Source organism: Corynebacterium ulcerans (assembly GCF_900187135.1).
Taxonomy (GTDB): domain Bacteria; phylum Actinomycetota; class Actinomycetes; order Mycobacteriales; family Mycobacteriaceae; genus Corynebacterium; species Corynebacterium ulcerans.
Genome location: NZ_LT906443.1, coordinates 1,660,391 through 1,679,680 on the forward strand (window position 1 = coordinate 1,660,391; position 19,290 = coordinate 1,679,680).

General features: G+C 55.8%; 18 protein-coding genes, 3 tRNA genes and 1 other RNA gene. 15 read left to right on the plus strand and 7 right to left on the minus strand.

Annotated features, from left to right (window positions below):
* Positions 1 to 115: 115 nt before the first annotated feature.
* The 3 genes from CKV68_RS07450 to CKV68_RS07460 all read left to right on the plus strand — a co-directional run bounded on the left by CKV68_RS07450 (position 116) and on the right by CKV68_RS07460 (position 1,426).
* On the plus strand, positions 116 to 919 hold the full coding sequence (locus CKV68_RS07450; protein ID WP_095075927.1) for a VOC family protein: 804 nt from the start codon (positions 116 to 118) through the stop codon (positions 917 to 919).
* Between the two features lie 109 nt (positions 920 to 1,028).
* A tRNA-Arg gene (locus tag CKV68_RS07455) sits at positions 1,029 to 1,101 on the plus strand.
* Positions 1,102 to 1,225: 124 nt separating this feature from the next.
* Positions 1,226 to 1,426 carry a hypothetical protein gene (locus CKV68_RS07460; protein ID WP_145955126.1) on the plus strand — a complete coding sequence of 67 codons (201 nt, stop codon included), beginning with the start codon at positions 1,226 to 1,228 and terminating at the stop codon, positions 1,424 to 1,426.
* Positions 1,427 to 1,456: 30 nt separating this feature from the next.
* Here CKV68_RS07460 and CKV68_RS07465 read toward each other — a convergent pair whose 3' ends face one another.
* Positions 1,457 to 2,143 (minus strand): hypothetical protein, encoded by a 687-nt coding sequence (locus CKV68_RS07465; protein ID WP_095075929.1) that lies wholly within the window; start codon positions 2,141 to 2,143, stop codon positions 1,457 to 1,459.
* 203 nt (positions 2,144 to 2,346) lie between these two features.
* Positions 2,347 to 3,732: a MocR-like pyridoxine biosynthesis transcription factor PdxR gene (pdxR, locus tag CKV68_RS07470; RefSeq protein ID WP_095075930.1), complete on the minus strand. Its 1,386-nt coding sequence runs from the start codon at positions 3,730 to 3,732 to the stop codon at positions 2,347 to 2,349.
* A gap of 89 nt (positions 3,733 to 3,821) precedes the next feature.
* Here pdxR and pdxS point away from each other — a divergent pair, with 89 nt between their 5' ends.
* From pdxS to CKV68_RS07485, 3 genes are all read left to right on the plus strand, one after another.
* Entirely contained in the window at positions 3,822 to 4,718 is an 897-nt protein-coding gene (gene pdxS, locus CKV68_RS07475; RefSeq protein ID WP_014835777.1) for a pyridoxal 5'-phosphate synthase lyase subunit PdxS, read from the plus strand.
* A complete protein-coding gene (gene pdxT, locus CKV68_RS07480; RefSeq protein ID WP_095075931.1) occupies positions 4,712 to 5,287 on the plus strand; it encodes a pyridoxal 5'-phosphate synthase glutaminase subunit PdxT in 576 nt (191 codons plus the stop codon). Before pdxS ends, pdxT begins: the two co-directional genes overlap by 7 nt.
* A gap of 224 nt (positions 5,288 to 5,511) precedes the next feature.
* A complete protein-coding gene (locus CKV68_RS07485; RefSeq protein WP_231910425.1) occupies positions 5,512 to 6,273 on the plus strand; it encodes a hypothetical protein in 762 nt (253 codons plus the stop codon).
* A gap of 118 nt (positions 6,274 to 6,391) precedes the next feature.
* Here the strand turns inward: CKV68_RS07485 and CKV68_RS07490 are convergent, their stop codons facing one another.
* Positions 6,392 to 7,405: a prephenate dehydrogenase gene (locus tag CKV68_RS07490; protein WP_095075932.1), complete on the minus strand. Its 1,014-nt coding sequence runs from the start codon at positions 7,403 to 7,405 to the stop codon at positions 6,392 to 6,394.
* 37 nt (positions 7,406 to 7,442) lie between these two features.
* Here CKV68_RS07490 and CKV68_RS07495 point away from each other — a divergent pair, with 37 nt between their 5' ends.
* The 7 genes from CKV68_RS07495 to CKV68_RS07525 all read left to right on the plus strand — a co-directional run bounded on the left by CKV68_RS07495 (position 7,443) and on the right by CKV68_RS07525 (position 14,936).
* Positions 7,443 to 7,895 carry a tRNA adenosine deaminase-associated protein gene (locus CKV68_RS07495; RefSeq protein WP_014835782.1) on the plus strand — a complete coding sequence of 151 codons (453 nt, stop codon included), beginning with the start codon at positions 7,443 to 7,445 and terminating at the stop codon, positions 7,893 to 7,895.
* Between the two features lie 17 nt (positions 7,896 to 7,912).
* Positions 7,913 to 8,368 (plus strand): nucleoside deaminase, encoded by a 456-nt coding sequence (locus tag CKV68_RS07500; RefSeq protein WP_014525211.1) that lies wholly within the window; start codon positions 7,913 to 7,915, stop codon positions 8,366 to 8,368.
* Positions 8,369 to 8,396: 28 nt separating this feature from the next.
* A tRNA-Ser gene (locus CKV68_RS07505) sits at positions 8,397 to 8,487 on the plus strand.
* Between the two features lie 295 nt (positions 8,488 to 8,782).
* The gene (locus tag CKV68_RS07510; protein WP_095075933.1) at positions 8,783 to 11,170 is read left to right on the plus strand and encodes an MMPL family transporter; all 2,388 of its coding nucleotides are present in this window, start codon (positions 8,783 to 8,785) and stop codon (positions 11,168 to 11,170) included.
* Between the two features lie 48 nt (positions 11,171 to 11,218).
* Positions 11,219 to 12,460, plus strand: coding sequence for a tRNA guanosine(34) transglycosylase Tgt (tgt, locus tag CKV68_RS07515; protein WP_014525213.1), 1,242 nt, complete (start codon positions 11,219 to 11,221; stop codon positions 12,458 to 12,460).
* Positions 12,447 to 13,313: a tRNA glutamyl-Q(34) synthetase GluQRS gene (gene gluQRS, locus CKV68_RS07520; protein ID WP_095075934.1), complete on the plus strand. Its 867-nt coding sequence runs from the start codon at positions 12,447 to 12,449 to the stop codon at positions 13,311 to 13,313. Before tgt ends, gluQRS begins: the two co-directional genes overlap by 14 nt.
* A gap of 234 nt (positions 13,314 to 13,547) precedes the next feature.
* Entirely contained in the window at positions 13,548 to 14,936 is a 1,389-nt protein-coding gene (locus CKV68_RS07525; RefSeq protein WP_095075935.1) for a GntP family permease, read from the plus strand.
* Here CKV68_RS07525 and CKV68_RS07530 read toward each other — a convergent pair.
* The 4 genes from CKV68_RS07530 to CKV68_RS07545 all read right to left on the minus strand — a co-directional run bounded on the left by CKV68_RS07530 (position 14,920) and on the right by CKV68_RS07545 (position 17,433).
* Entirely contained in the window at positions 14,920 to 15,411 is a 492-nt protein-coding gene (locus CKV68_RS07530) for a gluconokinase (RefSeq protein ID WP_095075936.1), read from the minus strand. The two genes, CKV68_RS07525 and CKV68_RS07530, sit on opposite strands and share 17 nt — an antisense overlap.
* On the minus strand, positions 15,408 to 16,382 hold the full coding sequence (locus tag CKV68_RS07535; RefSeq protein WP_167376982.1) for a zinc-binding dehydrogenase: 975 nt from the start codon (positions 16,380 to 16,382) through the stop codon (positions 15,408 to 15,410). The genes CKV68_RS07530 and CKV68_RS07535 overlap by 4 nt, the downstream gene beginning before the upstream one ends.
* Positions 16,383 to 16,399: 17 nt before the next feature.
* A complete protein-coding gene (locus tag CKV68_RS07540) occupies positions 16,400 to 17,149 on the minus strand; it encodes an SDR family oxidoreductase (RefSeq protein ID WP_095075938.1) in 750 nt (249 codons plus the stop codon).
* Positions 17,150 to 17,344: 195 nt separating this feature from the next.
* Positions 17,345 to 17,433 (minus strand) — tRNA-Ser (locus tag CKV68_RS07545).
* Between the two features lie 152 nt (positions 17,434 to 17,585).
* Here CKV68_RS07545 and ffs point away from each other — a divergent pair.
* Together ffs and CKV68_RS07555 are read left to right on the plus strand one after the other, a co-directional pair.
* Positions 17,586 to 17,682, plus strand: an RNA gene (ffs, locus tag CKV68_RS07550) — signal recognition particle sRNA small type.
* Positions 17,683 to 17,975: 293 nt separating this feature from the next.
* Positions 17,976 to 19,253: an aminotransferase class I/II-fold pyridoxal phosphate-dependent enzyme gene (locus CKV68_RS07555; protein WP_013910595.1), complete on the plus strand. Its 1,278-nt coding sequence runs from the start codon at positions 17,976 to 17,978 to the stop codon at positions 19,251 to 19,253.
* The last annotated feature ends 37 nt before the right edge of the window (positions 19,254 to 19,290 follow it).

Here is a 19,290-nt window from a genome sequence, read left to right on the forward strand (position 1 = left end):
GCGGCTCATTGCAGGGGATTAATTCTATCTAGCAGATTTTGTTGTGCAGCTTTTCTTGTCCTATGCGCGTAGAGTCGGCCTAACACATTTACGAGGCCGCTTTTTAGGAGGCGCAATGTCCCCCATCCTGCACGGTGATCCTACGTGGATCGATCTTTCCACCCACGATCTTGAAGGATCACGAACCTTCTACAAGGAACTTTTCGGTTGGGAGTTCAACAGCCAGGGCGAAGAATATGGTGGCTACAACATCATCCTGTCGGAAGGTGAACCAGTCGGCGGCGCCATGGATTCCCACATGGGCCCTGAAGGCCGCTCCGAGACCCCGATGGCTCCCACCGCATGGACCATATACCTCAAGGTTGATGACATGGACGTCGCTCTCGCCGCTGCGCTGGAAACTGGCGGACAGATCCTCCTCCCGTCTATGCAGGTAGGGACCTTGGGCTTCATGGCCATCGTGTCCGACCCCGCGGGCGGCGTGGTAGGTCTGTGGCAGGCTCTGGACTTCCCGGGCATCACGCGCGAAGCAGTCAACGGGCAACCTGCTTGGTTTGAAGTTATGACCAAGGACTTCGATGCAGCGGCACCGTTCTATGAAAAGGTCACCGGCTGGAAGCTGAGCTACATCGGTGAAGATGGACAGCCTGCCGACGAGCCAGGCGACGGAGTTCGCTACGCCGCCAACGCGCCGGGCGAGGCAGCTACGGCTGGCATGTGCGAGGCAAATTCCTTCCTTCCGGAAGAGATCCCCAGCCATTGGCGTACGTACTTTACGGTTGCTGACGTTGACGCGACCGTGAGCAAGCTTCAGGAGTTGGGCGGCCAGCTTCTCGACGGCCCCGTCGACACTCCTTTCGGCAGGATCGCCACAGTTGCAGACCCGCAGGGCGCAACGTTCCAGCTATCTAACCGTTAACCAGAATTAAGCGACTAATACTCGCTTTAAGCAGGTGTTTTGTTCGATGTATGCCAGTGGAGTATAGTTTAAATCCGTTGCACGGCATCGCGTCGAGCAATCCACCTAAGCGCCCGTAGCTCAACGGATAGAGCATCTGACTACGGATCAGAAGGTTGGGGGTTCGAATCCCTCCGGGCGCACGGTTAAAACCCCAGTTCACAGTATGTGTGGGCTGGGGTTTCTTTGTGTCTGAGGTTGATGAGCCATTGGGATGTGGTGTTTGTTCTGACTCGACCGATGAAGTGGAGACGTAGCATGCTCAATATGTTTTTCCGAAAGCTCCCTGAAGCCATATTTTTCTCGTTGATCTCAGTGATCGTTTTGAACTGGCCTCCGAAAGAAATATTTTCTAGCGGGGATCGGATGTTAGCTGTAGCCGCGGTATTTGTGGCAACCACGATTGTGCTGGCAGTGTTGTTTGCGGCTGTGGAGACACTACTGAAGAAAAATAAGCAGACCCCATAGCCTTTGTTTGGCGACTGGGGTCTGAATTATTTATATGATTTTAAAGGCTCGCAAAATTGGCGACAGTAAGTTGGTCAGACTGTCAAAAATCGCTCCGGGGAATGATCCTGAAAGCCAGGAGGGAAGGGTTCTTTCTACGCGGATTTTAGGACCATCGGGAGAAGTGAGCACGGTGTTACTGTCACTATTGCTGAGCTGAAGCCTGGTGGAAGGATCTCCGGTTGTTCGTACACCTACGGTGTAGGAGTACTCCAGTGTGGTATCGAGTGTGATCGATTTAGGCTTCCCGTCATTTGTTCTAAAAATCACGCGATCTGCCTGGGAAGTCGCATTCCAGCCTGCGGTTGATAACGCATGAGGGCCATTGCCGCCCTCTTTGAACGTAATTGATTCTGTGTGGAGTCGTCCTACGGAAGGAACAAATTCCGTAAGTTCGCTGAATTCCGTTCTTCCGCCTTGTGATTCAATTTTGACTGAAATGGTGTCGCCTGGCCGTACAATTATGGAATTGCTGCCAGGATCTGTACGGGCTGTTCCTTTGGTGCTACTTACGGTAAAAGTCTTTGTGATTTTTGCCTGTGTGGGAAGCATTGTCGTGCTGGTAAGGGTATTGCTCTGCTGCTCGGAAGCTGCCGCGGGGTGTAGTGACGCGATTGCTAGGACAGTGGCGGCGGCTGTGGCCGCGTAAAAACGGGATGCTGTGGTACTAAAGTGCATAAAAACCTTGCCTGTATATCGTGTTTAATAAAGCTTAAATTTAACTAAATTTAAGCTTAGATTAGATATATCTAAAATAGCTTCGCTTTGCAAAACCATGCGGGCTTGCATCTCTATCGCGTGGGGTGCTGACTGGGAACCTTCATCCAATATCCAGATGAAGGTGAAGGTCTTACGCTGGGGAGATTGCTGAACCTCCTCGTCTACGCCACAACTGCAGCCAGTACATCGAGGGCTTTTATCAGGGTCTGATCGTCATGGGACCCGAAGCCAAAGACGATGCCATTGTCGCCGGGTGCAGAGTTTTCACCGGCGCCTCCCCAATAGCTGGAGAGTCCAACGATATGAATGCCACGGTCGGCGCAATCCGCTATAACTTCTGCTTCGGGGCGCTGACAGGAGAGGACCGCGTGGAGGCCGCCATCAATGGGGCGTAATTCTGCGGAGTTGAGGTGGCCAAGTTTTGCGGACACCATTTCGCGTCGGCGCCGGTAGATGCGTCTAAGTCGTTGGGTGCGGCGTCGTAACGCTCCTGTGGCAAGGTAGCGAGCAATCGCATCCTGGGAAATTGCGCTCACTGGCTGGCCGAGCGTGGCGCGTAAGTCGCGCAAGGTATTCGCGATATGAGGTGGAGCGACCAGATACCCGGTGGCTACCTGCGGGGCGATGACCGAGGAGAACGTGCCCAAAAGGACAGCGCGCTCGGGGTTGATAGCGGTGAGGGCTGGCAGAGGCATGCCGACGTATCGAAGCTCGGAATCAAAATCGTCTTCGATGATAAGGGAATCTGTGTCGCTGGCCCACGCAGAGAGTGCTGTGCGTCGTGCGGCAGAGAGCGAGCCGCCATGCGGGTACTGGTGGCTCGGGGTAACCAGCACCGCGTCGAGGCCATCATGGAGGGAATCGGGGTTGAGTCCCTCGGCGTCGGTGGGAAGGTTGCTTGTGCGATGTCCCAGCGCATGAGGTATACGCCGGAGGCTGGGATATCCGGGCGATTCCACACCGATAGTCAGGCGGTGCTGGGAAGGCGTGAGCAGGAGACTGAGCCCCTCGCGAGCCCCGGCCGTGACCACAATCTGCTCGGGATCTGCGATGAGGCCGCGCATATGGCGCAGATGTTCGGCGATTTCCATGCGGAGTTGGGGAAGCCCAAGAGGATCGGATACTGCCGGCGGAGTTGAGCATGCGGCACGCCAGGCGGCGCGCCAGGAGGAATCGGCAAGCGTGGCAGTGTCGGGGATGCCGGGTTCCAGATTGAGAAGCGGAGGAGGGGAGGGGTGTCTGGGGGTGTGACTGATTGGGGGTGGTGGGGATTGTAAGGCCGCGAGCTGAGGGTTAATCGTGGTTCCTGATCCATGTGATGCAAGGAGATACCCCTCAGCGGTGAGTTGTTCATAGGCGGCCACGACTGTTCCCCGGGAGACCCCTAGCTGGGTGGCGAGCGTGCGTGAGCTGGGAATATGGTCGCCGGGTGCGATGATTCTTTGGGATACCAAAGAGCGGATATGCGAGGTGATTTGAACTGGGAGCGGTTGCGATGACGACGGGTCCACGGCGATAGAGAGCTGGGTGACTAGTTCGGATCGCATGTGCTTATTTTCTTTCGAAAAGTGGTCTAGTGCAACATGCATTATTTGGATCTGGTAGTAGACCACTTTTGTGGGCTTGGATGGAACCCATGACTGAAACACCAACTTCTACAGCCACCACCCGCGTCAAACGCGGTCTCGCAGATATGCTCAAAGGCGGCGTCATCATGGACGTGGTCACACCCGAGCAAGCCCGCATCGCAGAGGACGCTGGGGCGTCGGCAGTGATGGCGCTCGAACGCGTTCCAGCGGATATCCGGTCGCAAGGTGGAGTTGCCCGGATGAGCGACCCCGATTTGATCGAGGGGATCGTCAACGCAGTCTCCATCCCGGTCATGGCGAAAGCCCGTATCGGACATTTTGTAGAGGCTCAGATTCTTGAGTCCCTGGGAGTCGATTTCATCGATGAATCCGAGGTCCTTAGCCCCGCCGACTACACCAACCACATAGACAAATGGAATTTCACAGTGCCGTTTGTGTGCGGCGCTACCAACCTTGGGGAGGCACTGCGCCGAGTCACCGAGGGTGCTGCGATGATTCGATCCAAAGGCGAGGCCGGTACCGGTGACGTTTCCGAGGCCGTCAAACACCTGCGGACCATTCGCGGCGATATTAATCGTTTACGCAGCATGGATGCCGATGAACTCTATGTGGCAGCTAAGGAGCTTCAGGCACCTTATGATCTGGTCAAGGAAGTCGCCGAAACGGGCAAGCTTCCCGTCGTCATGTTCGTGGCCGGGGGCGTGGCAACGCCTGCCGACGCCGCACTCGTCATGCAGATGGGCGCCGAAGGCGTGTTCGTGGGATCCGGAATCTTCAAATCCGGCAATCCCGCCGCGCGCGCCGCAGCCATCGTTAAAGCCACCACGCTATACGACGACCCCGCGGCCCTCGCTGAAGTCTCGCGTGGATTGGGCGAAGCCATGGTAGGCATCAACGTAGCGGACGTTCCCGCACCCCACCGGCTTGCAGAACGCGGATGGTAATCGGAGTTCTGGCGCTTCAGGGCGGTTTTGCTGAGCACATCGAGGTTTTATCCCAACTCGGAGTAGAGACGCGTCGCGTGCGCGTTCCCCAAGACCTCGAAGGGATTGAAGGGCTAGTGATACCCGGTGGTGAGTCCTCCGTGATAGACAAACTAGCTCGCTCCTTGGGCTTGGCGGTACCGCTTTCCCAAGTCATAGAGGAAGGACTGCCAGTTTTTGCTACCTGTGCGGGACTGATCTATCTAGGGCAAGTGGACAATCCTGCCCCTGGTCAGCGCAGTCTTGGATGCTTGGATGCGGTTGTACGAAGAAATGCTTTTGGCCGGCAGACCGACTCCTTTGACACCCGAGTACGCGTATTTGATCAGATAGAAGCCGATGTGTCCTTTATCCGGGCGCCGGAGATTATCTCGTGGGGACCAGCCGTCGAGGTGACTGCGCAGGTGGCAGAGCGCGTGGTGGGAGTGAAGCAGGGATTGATACACGCATATGCTTTTCACCCGGAGTCGGCAGGCGAAACTCGGTTGCATGAGGCGTGGCTGGGTGAGATAAGAGGTGGGCAGGAGTAGTTCCAACCAAAATTCCTGCCGGAATTGTCGTTTTTGAGAACGCTAGAGCTTGTAGTGGGAGTGAATCCACAGGAGGCGCTTTCTACCGTTCTCAAAAACGACAACCCAGGCTATGCTCGTGCCTTATGGGGGTTTATCGGGGGAATGAATCTGCTCGTGTTCTTCAATACCGAGTATCAAAAAATAAGCTATATAAAATCGGAGCTGGAATTTACTGGGAGGGCGTGCCTGACCCAGCCGAGTTGCTGAGAGAACTCACGTGGCAAGGCATGATGATTACTGGCCCAACACAATTGCAAGTGTATAAAGAGCAATCCGTTACGTTTCCACTGCATGTAGCCACTACGAGAGGTGTGAAAAGTACCAGGTTTATTAGGTTTCATCGGGTAAGAAACACCGACAGCTGTGGCTATCTGGGGTTGCGTTTGCACTCGGCAGTTTTCGCAGTCGCGTATATGGACGATGAAGCAGCGATCGAATTATTGGAAGAAGCCTACAAGGGAAAAGATGGTCTTGAGAGGCTTGAAAGTACTACGCGGAAACTTCCCAATCGAACAAGAAAACTCATTGCTCAAGCGGCGATAGGCACTGATTCTCCAGCTGAAAAGAACCTCATCTATGCGCTGCGTGACGCAGGATTACAGTGCACCAATAATGTGCTGATCGGGGATTATCGGTGGGACATCAAAGTAGGAAATGTACTTATCGAGGTTGACGGCTATGCACACCATGGCCTTATGGCGGAAAACCGTACGCAATTCCGAATCGATCGTTGGAAAGCTAACGATGCTGCGCTAAGGGGATTTATCGTACTTCGGTACTCGGCTCGATGCGTGTTTGATCATGAACGAATCATCGTTGAGCAGATTAAAACCGCAGTGGAGTGTGCTCCGGAAAGCCTGCCGAAAACCCTGCCAGAAATTAATGAAGAGCCGATGTGGCGCCGTGGTTTCTGGAAATGGGGGTCATACTGGGATCTGGATTAAGCCGATAGCATAGCGTCTTTGTCGTTTTTGAGAACGCTAGAAAACGCGACCTGGTAGTTTGTGCACGGGACACCCGCTAGCGTTCTCAAAAACGACATTTTCTCTTTCGCGTTCGCGCCTAAAACACTTCGATCCGCGCTCCTAAGCCCTCTGCCTGGATCAGCTGACTGATCCAATCGCGAGCACCTGGTTGTAGTCGGAACACGGGGCGGTGAGAAATTCTGGTCGGCCCGGCGCTTTCTGGTGCGTTCGCGCCTGAGCGGGCTTCAAAGCGAATGCGTGAGCGGTAGCCTGTGTCCACGAGTTCTTCGAGGCTGGGGCGCTTTTCTGCGAGATGCGCGCGGGCATCGTTAAGCAGCACGAGGGCCTCATCGAGCGCAGTCAACAAGGCCTCCGAATTGGTTTCGCACATGGCTCGCACCAGCGAGGGGGCAGAACCTGCTACTCGTGTGGAATCGCGGAAGCTTCCCGCTGCCAGGGATAATGCGAGGGCACCGCCGTTGTCGCCGACGATTGCGAGGGCTTCCGCAAAGACATGCGGCAGGTGCGAGATGCGCGCGACCGCTGCATCGTGACTGCTCACACGCGATGGAATAACCTCAGCTCCTACGCTGGACGCCATATTGACCACGTCAGTCCACAATTGAATCCACTCCGGATCTGCGCCGTCACATGCATGATCAAAAGTAACAACCCACGGTGCGCGGCGGAACAGCTCAGGGTAGGAGGCTTCCCAACCGCTATTGGCAGTTCCTGCCATGGGATGCCCACCCACATATTTGTGGGCGAGCCCGCGTGCGCATACCAGCTCGTAGACCTCGCCTTTGACGCTCACTACGTCAGTGAACCCACAGCTAGGAGCGTGCTCTTGCATGACCTCCAGAAGGGAATCAATTGCCGGCATGGGGGTGGCAAGGACGATCAACGCGTTTTCGCGTTCTGCGCGCTGGAGAGTTTCTACGAGATCGGAGTGGACGTCGAAGCCCTCTTTCTCGGCGGCACGGGCGGCGGAGGGGGATCGGTTGAAACCGAAGGCTGGCAGGCCAGTGTCTTTAAGCGCGCGAAGTAAAGAGCCTCCGATAAGTCCGAGGCCTAGGATGCAGACGGGGCGAGAAACTTCATTGATGGTCACCTGACAAGTGTGGCATACCCGACTACGGTTATGCGGTATGAAGTCAGATTTCGCTGTGACGGTTGCGCGCGTAGACGCCGCCTGGCAGGTCCGCGTCTTTAAGGACGATTTTTCTTCCCTGCAGACCTCCATTAACGCTGTGCGTTCTTTACGCGCGGAGGGGGCTGCGTTTGCCATGCTCAGCGTGGATGATGATTATTTTGTGCTGGTACGTCCCACCCCTCAGGGCGTACGTTTGTTGATCTCTGATGCGACTGCCGCCGTGGAGGATGATTTCGCGTCGGAGATCTTGGATGAGCTGGATGCAGATCTCCCGGATGCGGACGATGCCCCCTATGCTGAGGGTGATTTTGATATTCTTGCGGACCTTGGCGTGGGTGAACAGATTATGTCTGTGATTACAGATGAGACGGATTGGTGGGCTTCGGAGCAGCTTCAGCGAATCGCGGAGGAGTTGGGCTGCGACGAGGAACTCGACGACGCGCTGTGAGTTTGCCCGCGCACCGCATGCTCATCGACGCCCAATCACTCATGCGCCAAGCCATCAACCAGGCGCAGGCCACGCCCCCGGGAGATATTCCTGTTGGCGCCGTGATCTTTGGTCCTGATGGTGAGGTGCTGGGACGGGGAGTGAACCGGCGGGAAGCAGACAAGGATCCATTGGGTCATGCTGAGATCATGGCGATTCGCGAGGCAGTCGCCAATCACGGTGATGGCTGGCGACTCACCGATTGCACCCTTGCCGTCACGTTGGAACCGTGCACTATGTGCGCGGGTGCATTGGTAGGGGCGCGCATTGGTCGAATTTTCTTTGGTGCCTATGAGCCCAAAACTGGTGCTTGTGGGTCAGCCTTTGACGTGGTCAGAGACCCTGCTGCGCTGCATGTGCCGGAGGTGCGTGGTGGAATTCTTCAGGATGAATGCGCCGCCTTAATGACCCATTTTTTTGAGGGTTTGCGTTAGAGCTAAGCGGTTGGCTACTGTAAATCGCGGTAGCGTGTCCGAGCGGCCGAAGGTGCTCGCCTCGAAAGCGAGTGTTGGGTAACCCCCAACCGCGGGTTCAAATCCCGCCGCTACCGCCAAAACCCCAGTTCACTGAACTGGGGTTTTTCTTTTTGCTACTCAGCCCACAATTGTCGTTTTTGAGAACGCTAGAAAACGCGACCTGGTAGTTTGCGCGCCGAACACCCGCTAGCGTTCTCAAAAACGACACATAGCGCGCATAGAGATCCGTTGAGCCCTAGGAAAATCCGTTTCTGTGTTCGGAAAAGACGCATGCTTATGCTCTGAGCGGCGAAAGCACCGGTACAGTTGAGTGATAAAGAAGCTTTCACGGGGGTCGATTCGTGTGGGCGTGTGCTGGTTAGGAGTTCGTCGGTGGCAAAACTGCTCTATCGAATTGGCAAGTGGTCGTTTCGGGCTAAGTGGTTGGTTATTTCAGTCTGGCTCGTCTTGCTTGCTGCCGTGGGTGGTTCAGCGGTGGCGTTTCAAGCGGGATTTAATGACCTGTTTACAATCAACAACACGCCAGCCAAAAAGGCGACGGAGCTTTATCTTAAGAATTTTCCCGAGTCAAAAAATCCCCTGCAGGGCACTGGCGTAAACATCGTGTTTAAGGCGCCGGAAGGTGAGCGCCTTGAGGATCCTCAGAATAAGAAAGCCATTGATGATGTGCTGGCACATCTCAATGAGAATCTTCAGGGGATTGTGGATACGCAACGGTACGGCAACCCCGTGACTCTGAATCCTCTGCTGCAGCAGGGCGTGATCGACCAAATGGTGGCTAATGGAGTCCCTGAGGAGACTGCTCGTAAAGATGCAGAGAACTTAAGTCTGATCTCCGCGGATGGGGCAGTGGGATATACGACCTTCTCATTGGATGTTCCACTGCCGGCAAACGTGACTAAGGAACAACGTGCTGCGATCAATGCGGCGCTTGACGTGGGGCGTTCGGAGGGACTCACGGTAGAGGCCGGTGGGGCAGGATTTGGCGACCCGATCGTTATCAGTTCCACCTCGGAGGTCGTCGGTGTGGCTGTAGCTGCCATTATTCTGATGGTCACTTTCGGCGCTCTTGTAGCTGCGGGTTTGCCGCTTCTTACCGCCATTATTGGTGTGGGTATTGGATCTTTGTCCATTACGTTGGCCACCGCGTGGGTGTCGCTTAACAATGTGACGCCGGTCTTGGCCGTGATGATTGGCCTAGCTGTGGGAATCGATTATTCCCTGTTTATTATCTTCCGTTATCGGCGTGAGCTACTGACCCGAACGCGTGAGGAAGCCGCAGGGATGGCGGTGGGAACAGCCGGATCAGCCGTGGTCTTCGCCGGCCTCACTGTGATCATTGCGCTAGTGGCTTTGGCCGTGGCTAATATTCCATTCCTTGCTTATATGGGATTTGCTGCAGCGTTTACTGTGTTTATCTCTGTCCTCATTGCTCTCACCCTCGTACCAGCATTGTTAGGCGTGCTAGGTGACAAGGTGTTTAAGGGCAGAATTCGCTGGCGTAAAAAAACGCGCGTCGCCCCACAACGGACTATGGGCCGACGCTGGGTGGAGTTTGTGCACAAAGTGCCTGGCGTGGTGATCGCCGTGACCGTGATTGGTTTAGGTGCATTGACGTTGCCCGCTCTTCAGCTGCATTTGTCCTTGCCTTCGGATACCCAGTCTGAGTTTGATACCACTCAGCGTAAGCAAGCCGACATTATGGCGGAGGCATTTGGTCCGGGCATTAACTCGCCATTCCTCGTGGTGGTGGATGCGCATCAGGCAAATCCGGAGTCGGTGGCGTTGGATCCACTGATCCGGGCGCAGAATCCTACGGATGAGGAGTCTCGTCGTAAAGCAGCAGCAAACGCTAGTTACCAGTACATAGTGCAGAAGTACTCGGTCAATGCGAACGTAAAGCATGTTCAGATTGTGGGGCTATCGCAGGACGGTTTGGCCGCTCAGCTGCTTCTTACGCCTAAGACCTCGCCGGAAGATAATGCCACTAAAGAGCTCATAAACTCGCTGCTTATCCAGCAAAAGGAGGTTGAGTCGGCGACGGGTGTCGAGTCGGGCATCACGGGTCTAGTCCCTGTCCAGCAGGATGTGACTAACAGGCTCTCCGGCGTGATGCCGCTGTATCTAGCCATTGTGGTGGGCTTGGCGATTGTCCTTCTCATGGTGATTTTCCGTAGCTTCTGGGTGCCTATGGTCGCGGGGCTGGGATTCCTGTTGTCTGTGGGCGCGGCGTTTGGTGTCACGGTTCTGTTTTGGCAGCAAGGACTATGGGGATTTGTCTCTACGCCGGGACCGATCATCGCGTTTATGCCGATCTTCCTCATCGGCGTGTGTTTTGGTCTAGCCATGGATTATCAGGTGTTCCTTGTCTCCGCGATGCGTGAGCACTACACCCATAGCGGAGGAACAGCCAGCTCACAGAGCAGATATAACGCGGTGGAAGAGTCGATCGTGGAGGGGTTTGCCTCTAGCGCTCGGGTGGTCACGGCCGCGGCGCTCATCATGATTGCTGTTTTTGCTGCTTTTATTGGCCAACCTCTGCCGTTTATTAAAATTTTCGGGTTCGCGTTGGGCGCAGGAGTGCTTTTCGACGCCTTCCTCATCCGCATGGCCTTTGTCCCAGCGGCTATGTTCATCATGGGCCGCAGCACATGGCATATCCCTCGGTGGTTGGACAAGGTACTGCCACGCCTTGATGTTGAGGGCGCAGCTTTGGAGCGGGAGCATTCCGCACGGCAGACAGCTGCCAAGGGCGCATAGAAGGCGCGAGTCTCAGTTTGCGCGGTGGGTTAGCTAAACTAGCAGGCTATGGACACAACCTTTGAGCTGAAAACTGAACTGTATGATGAGCCGGGCCGGCATGGCCGCACTGGTGTTATCCATACACCGCACGGTGATATTGCTACGCCCGCGTTCATCCCAGTGGCTACAAAGGCAACGGTCAAGACACTGACGCCGCCGCAAATTCGTTCGACCGGCGCCCAGGCGATCCTGTCCAACGCGTATCACCTGTATTTGCAGCCAGGGCATGATGTGGTGGATGAGGCCGGCGGCGTCGCTGCGTTTGAAAACTGGAATGGTCCCACCTATACCGACTCGGGTGGATTCCAGGTGATGAGCTTGGGTGTGGGCTTTAAAAAGGTCTTAGCCATGGACATTAAGGGCTATGAAGAAGCCGACATCCGGGCGAAGAAGCGCGAGCGCATGGCCAAGGTGGACGAGGACGGTGTGGACTTCCGCAGCGTGCTCAACGGGTCTCGTCATCGTTTTACCCCTGAAGTTTCCATGCAGATTCAGCATGGACTCGGGGCAGACATCATGTTTGCTTTTGACGAGCTCACGACCTTGATTGATACGCGCGACTACCAGGTAAGTTCGGTCGCACGCACACACCGGTGGGCAGAACGCTGCTTGGTCGAGCATGATCGCCTGACCAACGAGCGCGTGGGCAAGCCGTTGCAGTCGCTCTGGGGCGTAGTCCAGGGGGCTCAGTATGAGGATTTGCGCAGGCAGGCTATTCGCGGGTTGCTGGAATTGAGCGATAAGGCTGAGTCTGAGGGGCGTCGCGGATTTGGCGGATTTGGCATCGGTGGTGCGCTGGAGAAGGAAAACCTAGGCACCATTGTCGGCTGGGTCTGCGATGAGATTCCTAAGGAAAAGCCTCGCCACCTCCTCGGGATCAGTGAACCGGACGACCTGTTTACCGCTATTGAGGCCGGGGCGGACACCTTCGACTGCGTGGCACCCACGCGCTTGGGGCGTCGTGGTGGCGTGTACACCTTGGATGGGCGCATGAATTTGACCAACGCTAAGTTCAAGCGCGACTTCACTCCTATTGATGCAGAGTTCGGTGGTCCTACCGTGGAATACACTCGCGCATACATCAACCATCTGCTGAAAGCGAAGGAATTCCTCGCAGGAACGCTGTGCACGATGCACAACGTGGCCTTTATGGTGCAGCTTGTGGATAATATTCGCGCATCCATTGATAACGGCACCTACGAGGAGTACAAAGCGGAGTTCATGGGTCGCTACTATGCCCGCGGGTAGGTATGCCCCGAGTCCCAGCGGTGATCTGCACTTTGGTAATCTGCGCACCGCTGTGTTGGCGTGGCTTTTCGCGCGTTCCACGGGCAGGCGATTCCTGATTCGTGTCGAGGACGTGGACACCCAACGCTCCTCATTGGAATCTGCTCAGCGGCAGCTTGAGGATCTTGCGGCTCTTGGCCTCGACTGGGATGAAGAACCCACCTACCAGCACGATCATTATGATCGCTACCTCGCGGCGCTGGAGCGGCTTCCTCATTATGAGTGCTACTGCTCGCGCAAGGATATTCAAGAAGCTTCCCGTGCACCGCATAGCATCCCCGGCCAGTACCCCGGTACCTGCCGAAATCTCGCGCCTGAAGCGCGGGAGCGGCGTCGACAAGAGCTTGCGGCGCAGAGCCGTGTGCCTGCATTGCGTTTGCGTGCCGACACCACCACCTGGCGCATCCACGACTATTATGCCGGCGAGATCGTAGGGGATGTGGATGACATGATCTTGCGCCGCGGCGGCCAGCAACCGGATTGGGCTTATAACCTTGCGGTGGTCGTCGATGATGCTGCGCAGGGCGTTGATCAGGTAGTGCGTGGAAACGACCTTCTCTCTTCTGCGCCTCGTCAGGCGTATCTGGGTCATCTGCTCGGACACCCGAGCCCCGAATACATCCATGTTCCGCTTGTGCTCAATGAGGAAGGCAAGCGTCTGGCCAAGCGGGATGGGGCGGTGACATTCCGTGAGATGACCGACGTGCTGCCGCGCATCGCGCACTCCCTGGGCCTTAAGGGGCAGACTCTCACGGAGCTCTTAGGGCACTTTGATCCCAAAGCATTACCCAGCGAGCCCTACATTTTTAGGTGAGCGTGAGGGAACACCCCCATTTTTTGTTGCATAATCTAACCTCAAGCCTGCATTTCCATAGACAAAATGCCTCTGTGCGTGCGATATGAGGGTCTATGTCTATGGAAATGCAGGCTTGAAGAGTCGGGGGTGGCTAAGAAACAAAAGTCTGTACTCTTGTACCCCTTTTGTTCGAAATAGCGCGGAGGGCATACATTTAGGTGGTCTTTTTACCTTCCCTCAAGGAGAAAACCAATGGAAGATTGGGTTCCTACACTGAGCGCTGGCCCTTTGTTGGGGATTGCGGCTGCCGCAATTGCGCTCATCTTGATCCTGGTCATTGTGTTTAAACTGCATGCGTTTCTCACGCTGATCGTTGTATCCGCCCTTACCGCGCTTGTTGCGGGTATCCCGTTGGACGGCATCGTGTCCACGATGACTAAGGGGTTTGGAAGTACGCTGGCGTCTGTCGCGCTGCTTGTCGGTTTGGGAGCGATGCTTGGGCGGCTCGTTGAGACCTCGGGCGGTGCAAAGAGCCTGGCAGAGACGCTGGTTGCTCGTTTTGGTGAGCAGCGCGCCCCCTTTGCGCTGGGCGTGGCCTCGTTGGTGATGGGCTTCCCCATTTTCTTCGATGCCGGCTTGATCGTGATGCTTCCGGTCATCTTTGCAGTGGCTCGTCGCCTGAATGGCCCCGTGCTGGCTTATGGTATTCCTGCAGCTGGTGCGTTCTCGGTGATGCATATTTACCTGCCCCCGCACCCGGGTCCCATCTCCGCGGCTGAGTTCTATAGTGCGGACATTGGGCTTGTGATGCTGCTTGGCCTGCTGGTGGCTATCCCCACGTGGCTGGTTTCTGGTCTGTGGTGGGGCAAGAAAATGGGTGCTAAGTACCCATTGCCGGTACCGGATATTCTGGCGGGCGGCCCGCAGGCTGCTGATCCTAAGAACCCGGCATCGCCCAAGTTAGTGGTGGTGTTGCTGCTCCTGCCGATGCTGCTGATTTTTGGCAACACCGGGATGAGCATGGCGGTTTCTGCAGGTTGGGTGGAGAAAACCTCGGCAGTAGTGCGTACGCTGCAGTTCTTGGGCAATACGCCGATTGCCTTGCTGATTTCCACGCTGATCGCGCTGTACTTCTTGGGTATTCGTCGCGGTGAGCCGAAAGAGCAGCTTGAGAAGCTTCTCGACGGCGCCCTCGGCCCCATCTGCTCCGTCGTGTTGATTACTGGCGCAGGCGGAATGTTCGGTGGGGTGCTGCGCACCTCCGGAATCGGCAGCGCATTGGCTGATTCGATGTCTGACCTGGGGCTGCCGGTGATCGTGGGATGCTGGTTGGTCGCCGCTATTCTGCGTTTGGCGCAGGGCTCGGCAACCGTCGCGTTGACTACTGCGGCAGCCCTGATGGCCCCCGCAGTAGCAGCTGGTGGATTCAATGAGTTCCAGATTGCCCTGATGGTGTTGGCCTCGGCCGCAGGCTCAGTCTTTGCCGGTCACGTTAATGACTCAGGCTTCTGGCTAGTGGGACGCCTCATGGGTATGGACGTCTCCACGACCTTGCGAACCTGGACGATGAACCAGGCGCTAGTGGGCGCCGTTGGCTTTGCCATCGTTCTGGGATTCTACGGAGTTAGCCTCGCGTTTTAATCCATTCGCTTGCACTATCAGCAATCTGATCTGGGGAGTCGGTCACGTCAAAGACGCGGCCGACTTCGTCGTTTTCTAAAGGCTCAAGGGTGGCAAACTGGGAATCCAAGAGAGAAGCGGGCATGAAGTGCCCTTGTCGATGATTCATGCGGGCAAGCAGCACCTCGCGGGATCCGTGTACATGCACAAAAACGGCAGTGGGGCAGTGTTCGCGAAGCAGATCGCGATAACTGCGCTTAAGTGCGCTGCACCCGATGACCCCGCCTTCGGGCTGGTGGGCGAGCCATTCCCCGACTTGTGCTAGCCAGGGCCAGCGGTCGGCGTCGTTAAGCGGAATGCCTTGCGCCATCTTGTCGATATTTTCTTGAGGGTGGAGGTCGTCACCATCAAAATAGGGGACTCCTAGTTTTTGGGCCAGTAGCGTGCCCACCGTGGTTTTTCCGGAGCCGGAAACACCCATCACTATGATCCTCATGAAACCTTCACCACAACCTTTCCAGAGACCTGCGAGTCGGCGGCGACATGAAACGCCGTGACCACATCTGCGAGGGGGAACTCGTGCGTAATCACGCTGTCAAACATAGGGTCTTTGAGCATTTCAACTGCCTGGTCTACCTCGTCAAGGAAACGGAAAGTGCCTCGTAGGAGCACTTCTTTAGACACCAACGGGGCCATATTTATGCCAACCGGCTGATTAGGCAACATACCTACCTGGACTACAACCCCTCGGCGTCGCACCACTCGAAGCGCATCAGTGGTAGCTGCCGGAACGCCGGCGCATTCCAAAACTACATCAAAAGACTCATCGCTCAACGTTGTGTGCGTAGTATTCACACGCGTCAAAGACTTGTGAGCGCGCTCGAGCGGACCATCCACCACATCCGAAATTGTGACCGCCGCAGCGCCTTTGCTCACTGCTGCCAGGGCAGTTAACTGACCGATCGGTCCGGCACCGGAAACCAGAACATGCTTACCCTCCACTCCTCCTGCCACGGTGATGGCGTGGAGGCCCACGCTGAGAGGCTCGGCAAGCGACGCCCGCTTCAGCGGGACGCCCTCAGGCAAACGACGAATCTGATCCTCCCGCACCAGCAACTGTTCCTGCATCGCGCCTTGAGTATGCGGCCATGTAGAGGCACTGCCTAAATACGCGCCATGAGGCCACAAATGCGGGTGGTCCTCTATGCCTTCCACGCACGTACCAAAAGTGGCAGGATGGATAGTGACTGGAGTTCCGTCTGGCAGAGTGCCCGACATTTCATGCCCCGGAACCAGCGGCTGCTTAACCTCAAAAGCTCCTACCGCACCATCCTGGTAATAATGCAGATCAGAGCCGCAAATTCCCACATAAGCGACCGTGACTAGGATCTCGCCGGGTGCGGGAGAGGGGCAGGGGAGAGCCGTGACTTCTAACTGGTGAGCGCCGCTGATAACGGCTGCTTGCATACGTTCTTGTGTCATCGCTAGACCACCGCCGTCATTCCGCCGTCGACGGCAAGATTCTGCCCAGTGACAAAGGAGGAAGCGTCGCTAGCCAGGAACAACAAGGGGCCGACCAACTCTTGGGGGTCGCCCCAACGCCCTGCAGGGGTGCGCTTACAGACCCAGTCAGTGAACTCTGAATCGGCGACTAACGCTGCATTCATGTCAGTATCAAAGTACCCAGGAGAGAGCGTATTTACCTGAATATTGTGGGGAGAAAGCTCTGCGGCTAGCCCTTGAGCGAACATTGCTACGCCGCCCTTGGTGGCACAATAAGGCGCGATGGTAGCGCGTCCCAGACGGGATTGGACAGAACCAATCATGATGATTTTGCCGTGACCAACGGACTTCATCGCTGCAGCAATTGGCTTGGTCACGTGGAAAACCCCTGAAAGATTCACGCCGATGATGTCATCCCAATCAGAGTCCTCGAACTGCTCGATAGGGTTACGACGCTGAATTCCGGCATTATTCACCAAAATATCCGGGGTTCCGTACTCTTGCAGCATTTCTGAGATCGCGGGATTGGTAGCTTGAGTGTCTGTCAGAGGGCAACCGATTGCGCCATAAGCTCCTAATTCCTCGGCCACCGCGGCGGCGCGCTGCTTGTCGGAGCCATGCACAATGACATGTGCGCCCGCGCTGATGAGGCCCGCAGCGAGTGTACGGCCGAGACCGCGTGTTGAGCCTGTGACCAGCGCTAATTTTCCTGTGACATCGAATGTGGTCATTGACTGAGTATAAAACGGACTAGTCGCTTGAGGTGGCAGTGGTGTGGCTGACTGTGAAAGCAGCGAGCGTTGCATGTATCACCTATAACGATCCGTTTTATGTTGAGGGTTTGTGCCTGTCTCGGATCTTAGAAATGGCCCCCGATTGCCATGCCTATTCAAAAGCAAAACCCCAGTTCAATGAACTGGGGTTTATGGCGGAGGATGTGGGATTTGAACCCACGAGGGTCGTGAAACCCGCACGCGTTCCAGGCGTGTGACATAGGCCGCTAGTCGAATCCTCCAGCGTATGCACGGTTAATCCGTGTTACTCCGGAAATGATACACAGTGCAGTGAAGAACTAACAAATCGCATGATAAAACCATATGTGTGCTTGCCAATCTTGCCGAGTAGGGGTTTCTTTGCGCGGTGGTCTACGTATGGGCTACGCTATGTGGCAGGACTTCGCATGGCGTTTATCCCGTGAACTCCCCCAGGGCAGGAATGCAGCAAGGGTCAGCGGGCTCTGGCGGGTGTGCGGAGTCCCCTTTTTGTATCTCCAGCCTTTGCCACTCAAACAACATCTTTTGGATGAAAGCTCGCGCTGCAAAAGTGCGTGCACTGCAGAGGCAAAGCGTGCACGTCGCATTGAAAGCGCCCCAAACAAGTTCCCTGGCATATGCAGAAAGTAGGGGGGAGCGTGGGAGGTAAAAGTTCGCGTCACAAAAGGATGCCCAAATGCGTGGGGATGTCTATTCTTTTAAACAGTGCGGGATAGCCAATTGGTGGTCGGTTCCTGCACCCTAAATGTTGTGCTCCTAGCTCCCACCGAGGAAAGGGAAATCCATGTCTTTGCTTGATTTCGATGCTGAACGCCTTGCACAGTTCCATGAGGATATTAGCGCTAAGTACGAGGCCCTGAAGGCAGAGAATCTGAAGCTGGACCTCACTCGTGGAAAGCCTTCTTCGGAACAACTGGACTTCTCCAATGCGTTGTTGTCGCTTCCGGGCGAGAACTTCCGTGCTCAAGACGGCACTGATTGCCGTAACTATGGTGGCTCAAAGGGAATCTCAGATATCCGGGAGCTCTGGGCTGAGGTTCTGGGCCTTCCTGCTGAGAATCTCATTGCAGGTGATGGGTCCAGCCTGAACATCATGTTCGATCTGATTTCTTATGCCTATGCCTTTGGCACCAATGATTCGGAGCGTCCGTGGAAGGACGAGGAGACCGTTAAATGGCTGTGTCCTGTGCCCGGCTATGACCGTCATTTCACTATCACCGAGCATTTTGGTTGTGACATGATCAGCGTACCCATGACGGACCAAGGGCCAGATCTTGATGTGGTGCGCGAGCTGGTTAAAGATCCGCAGGTTAAGGGCATGTGGACAGTACCTGTTTTTGCTAACCCCACGGGAATCACATTTAGCGAGGAGACCTGCCGTGCATTGGCGGAGCTGGAGACGGCAGCACCTGATTTCCGCATTGTCTGGGACAATGCTTACGCAGTGCACACGTTGACTGATGAATTCCCTGTAGTGCATAACGTGCTGGAGTTCGCTGAGCGTGCTGGCAACCCGAATCGTTTCTGGTTTATGAGCTCTACCTCAAAGATCACTCATGCGGGTTCTGGCGTAGCGTTTTTCGCTTCTTCCAAGGAGAATCTGGACTGGTATGGTGCGCATGCGGATGTGCGGGGCATTGGCCCGAACAAGGTTAATCAGCTGGCCCACGCCCAATTTTTTGGGGACGCCGAGGGCGTGCGTGCTCATATGCGCAAGCATGCGGGTTCGCTTGCTCCGAAATTCGCGCGAGTCCTAGAGATCCTCGATTCACGCCTGGCGGAATATCAGGTTGCCGAGTGGACTAAGCCGGTAGGCGGCTATTTTATTTCTGTCGATGTGGTTGACGGGACTGCTTCTCGGGTGGTGGACCTGGCTAAACAGGCTGGTATTGCTTTGACGGGTGCCGGGTCTTCCTTCCCATTGCACCGCGATCCGCAGAACCGAAATATTCGTTTGGCACCATCGCTTCCTCCGGTCGCTGAACTGGAAGTGGCTATGGATGGCTTTGCTACCTGCGTTTTGCTCGCAGCCGTGGAGAAGGTCTTAGCGGAGCGCGCCTAGGGATGTATCCTCACATAGGGGTAGGAGAGATTCCTAC

Coding starts and splice junctions, on each gene's coding strand:
- CKV68_RS07450 (WP_095075927.1), top strand. CDS start 116: ATGTCCCCCATCCTGCACGGTGATCCTACGTGGATCGATCTTTCCACC.
- CKV68_RS07460 (WP_145955126.1), top strand. CDS start 1,226: ATGTTTTTCCGAAAGCTCCCTGAAGCCATATTTTTCTCGTTGATCTCA.
- CKV68_RS07465 (WP_095075929.1), bottom strand. CDS start 2,143: ATGCACTTTAGTACCACAGCATCCCGTTTTTACGCGGCCACAGCCGCC.
- pdxR (WP_095075930.1), bottom strand. CDS start 3,732: ATGCGATCCGAACTAGTCACCCAGCTCTCTATCGCCGTGGACCCGTCG.
- pdxS (WP_014835777.1), top strand. CDS start 3,822: ATGACTGAAACACCAACTTCTACAGCCACCACCCGCGTCAAACGCGGT.
- pdxT (WP_095075931.1), top strand. CDS start 4,712: ATGGTAATCGGAGTTCTGGCGCTTCAGGGCGGTTTTGCTGAGCACATC.
- CKV68_RS07495 (WP_014835782.1), top strand. CDS start 7,443: ATGAAGTCAGATTTCGCTGTGACGGTTGCGCGCGTAGACGCCGCCTGG.
- CKV68_RS07500 (WP_014525211.1), top strand. CDS start 7,913: ATGCTCATCGACGCCCAATCACTCATGCGCCAAGCCATCAACCAGGCG.
- tgt (WP_014525213.1), top strand. CDS start 11,219: ATGGACACAACCTTTGAGCTGAAAACTGAACTGTATGATGAGCCGGGC.
- gluQRS (WP_095075934.1), top strand. CDS start 12,447: ATGCCCGCGGGTAGGTATGCCCCGAGTCCCAGCGGTGATCTGCACTTT.
- CKV68_RS07525 (WP_095075935.1), top strand. CDS start 13,548: ATGGAAGATTGGGTTCCTACACTGAGCGCTGGCCCTTTGTTGGGGATT.
- CKV68_RS07530 (WP_095075936.1), bottom strand. CDS start 15,411: ATGAGGATCATAGTGATGGGTGTTTCCGGCTCCGGAAAAACCACGGTG.
- CKV68_RS07535 (WP_167376982.1), bottom strand. CDS start 16,382: ATGCAAGCAGCCGTTATCAGCGGCGCTCACCAGTTAGAAGTCACGGCT.
- CKV68_RS07540 (WP_095075938.1), bottom strand. CDS start 17,149: ATGACCACATTCGATGTCACAGGAAAATTAGCGCTGGTCACAGGCTCA.
- CKV68_RS07555 (WP_013910595.1), top strand. CDS start 17,976: ATGTCTTTGCTTGATTTCGATGCTGAACGCCTTGCACAGTTCCATGAG.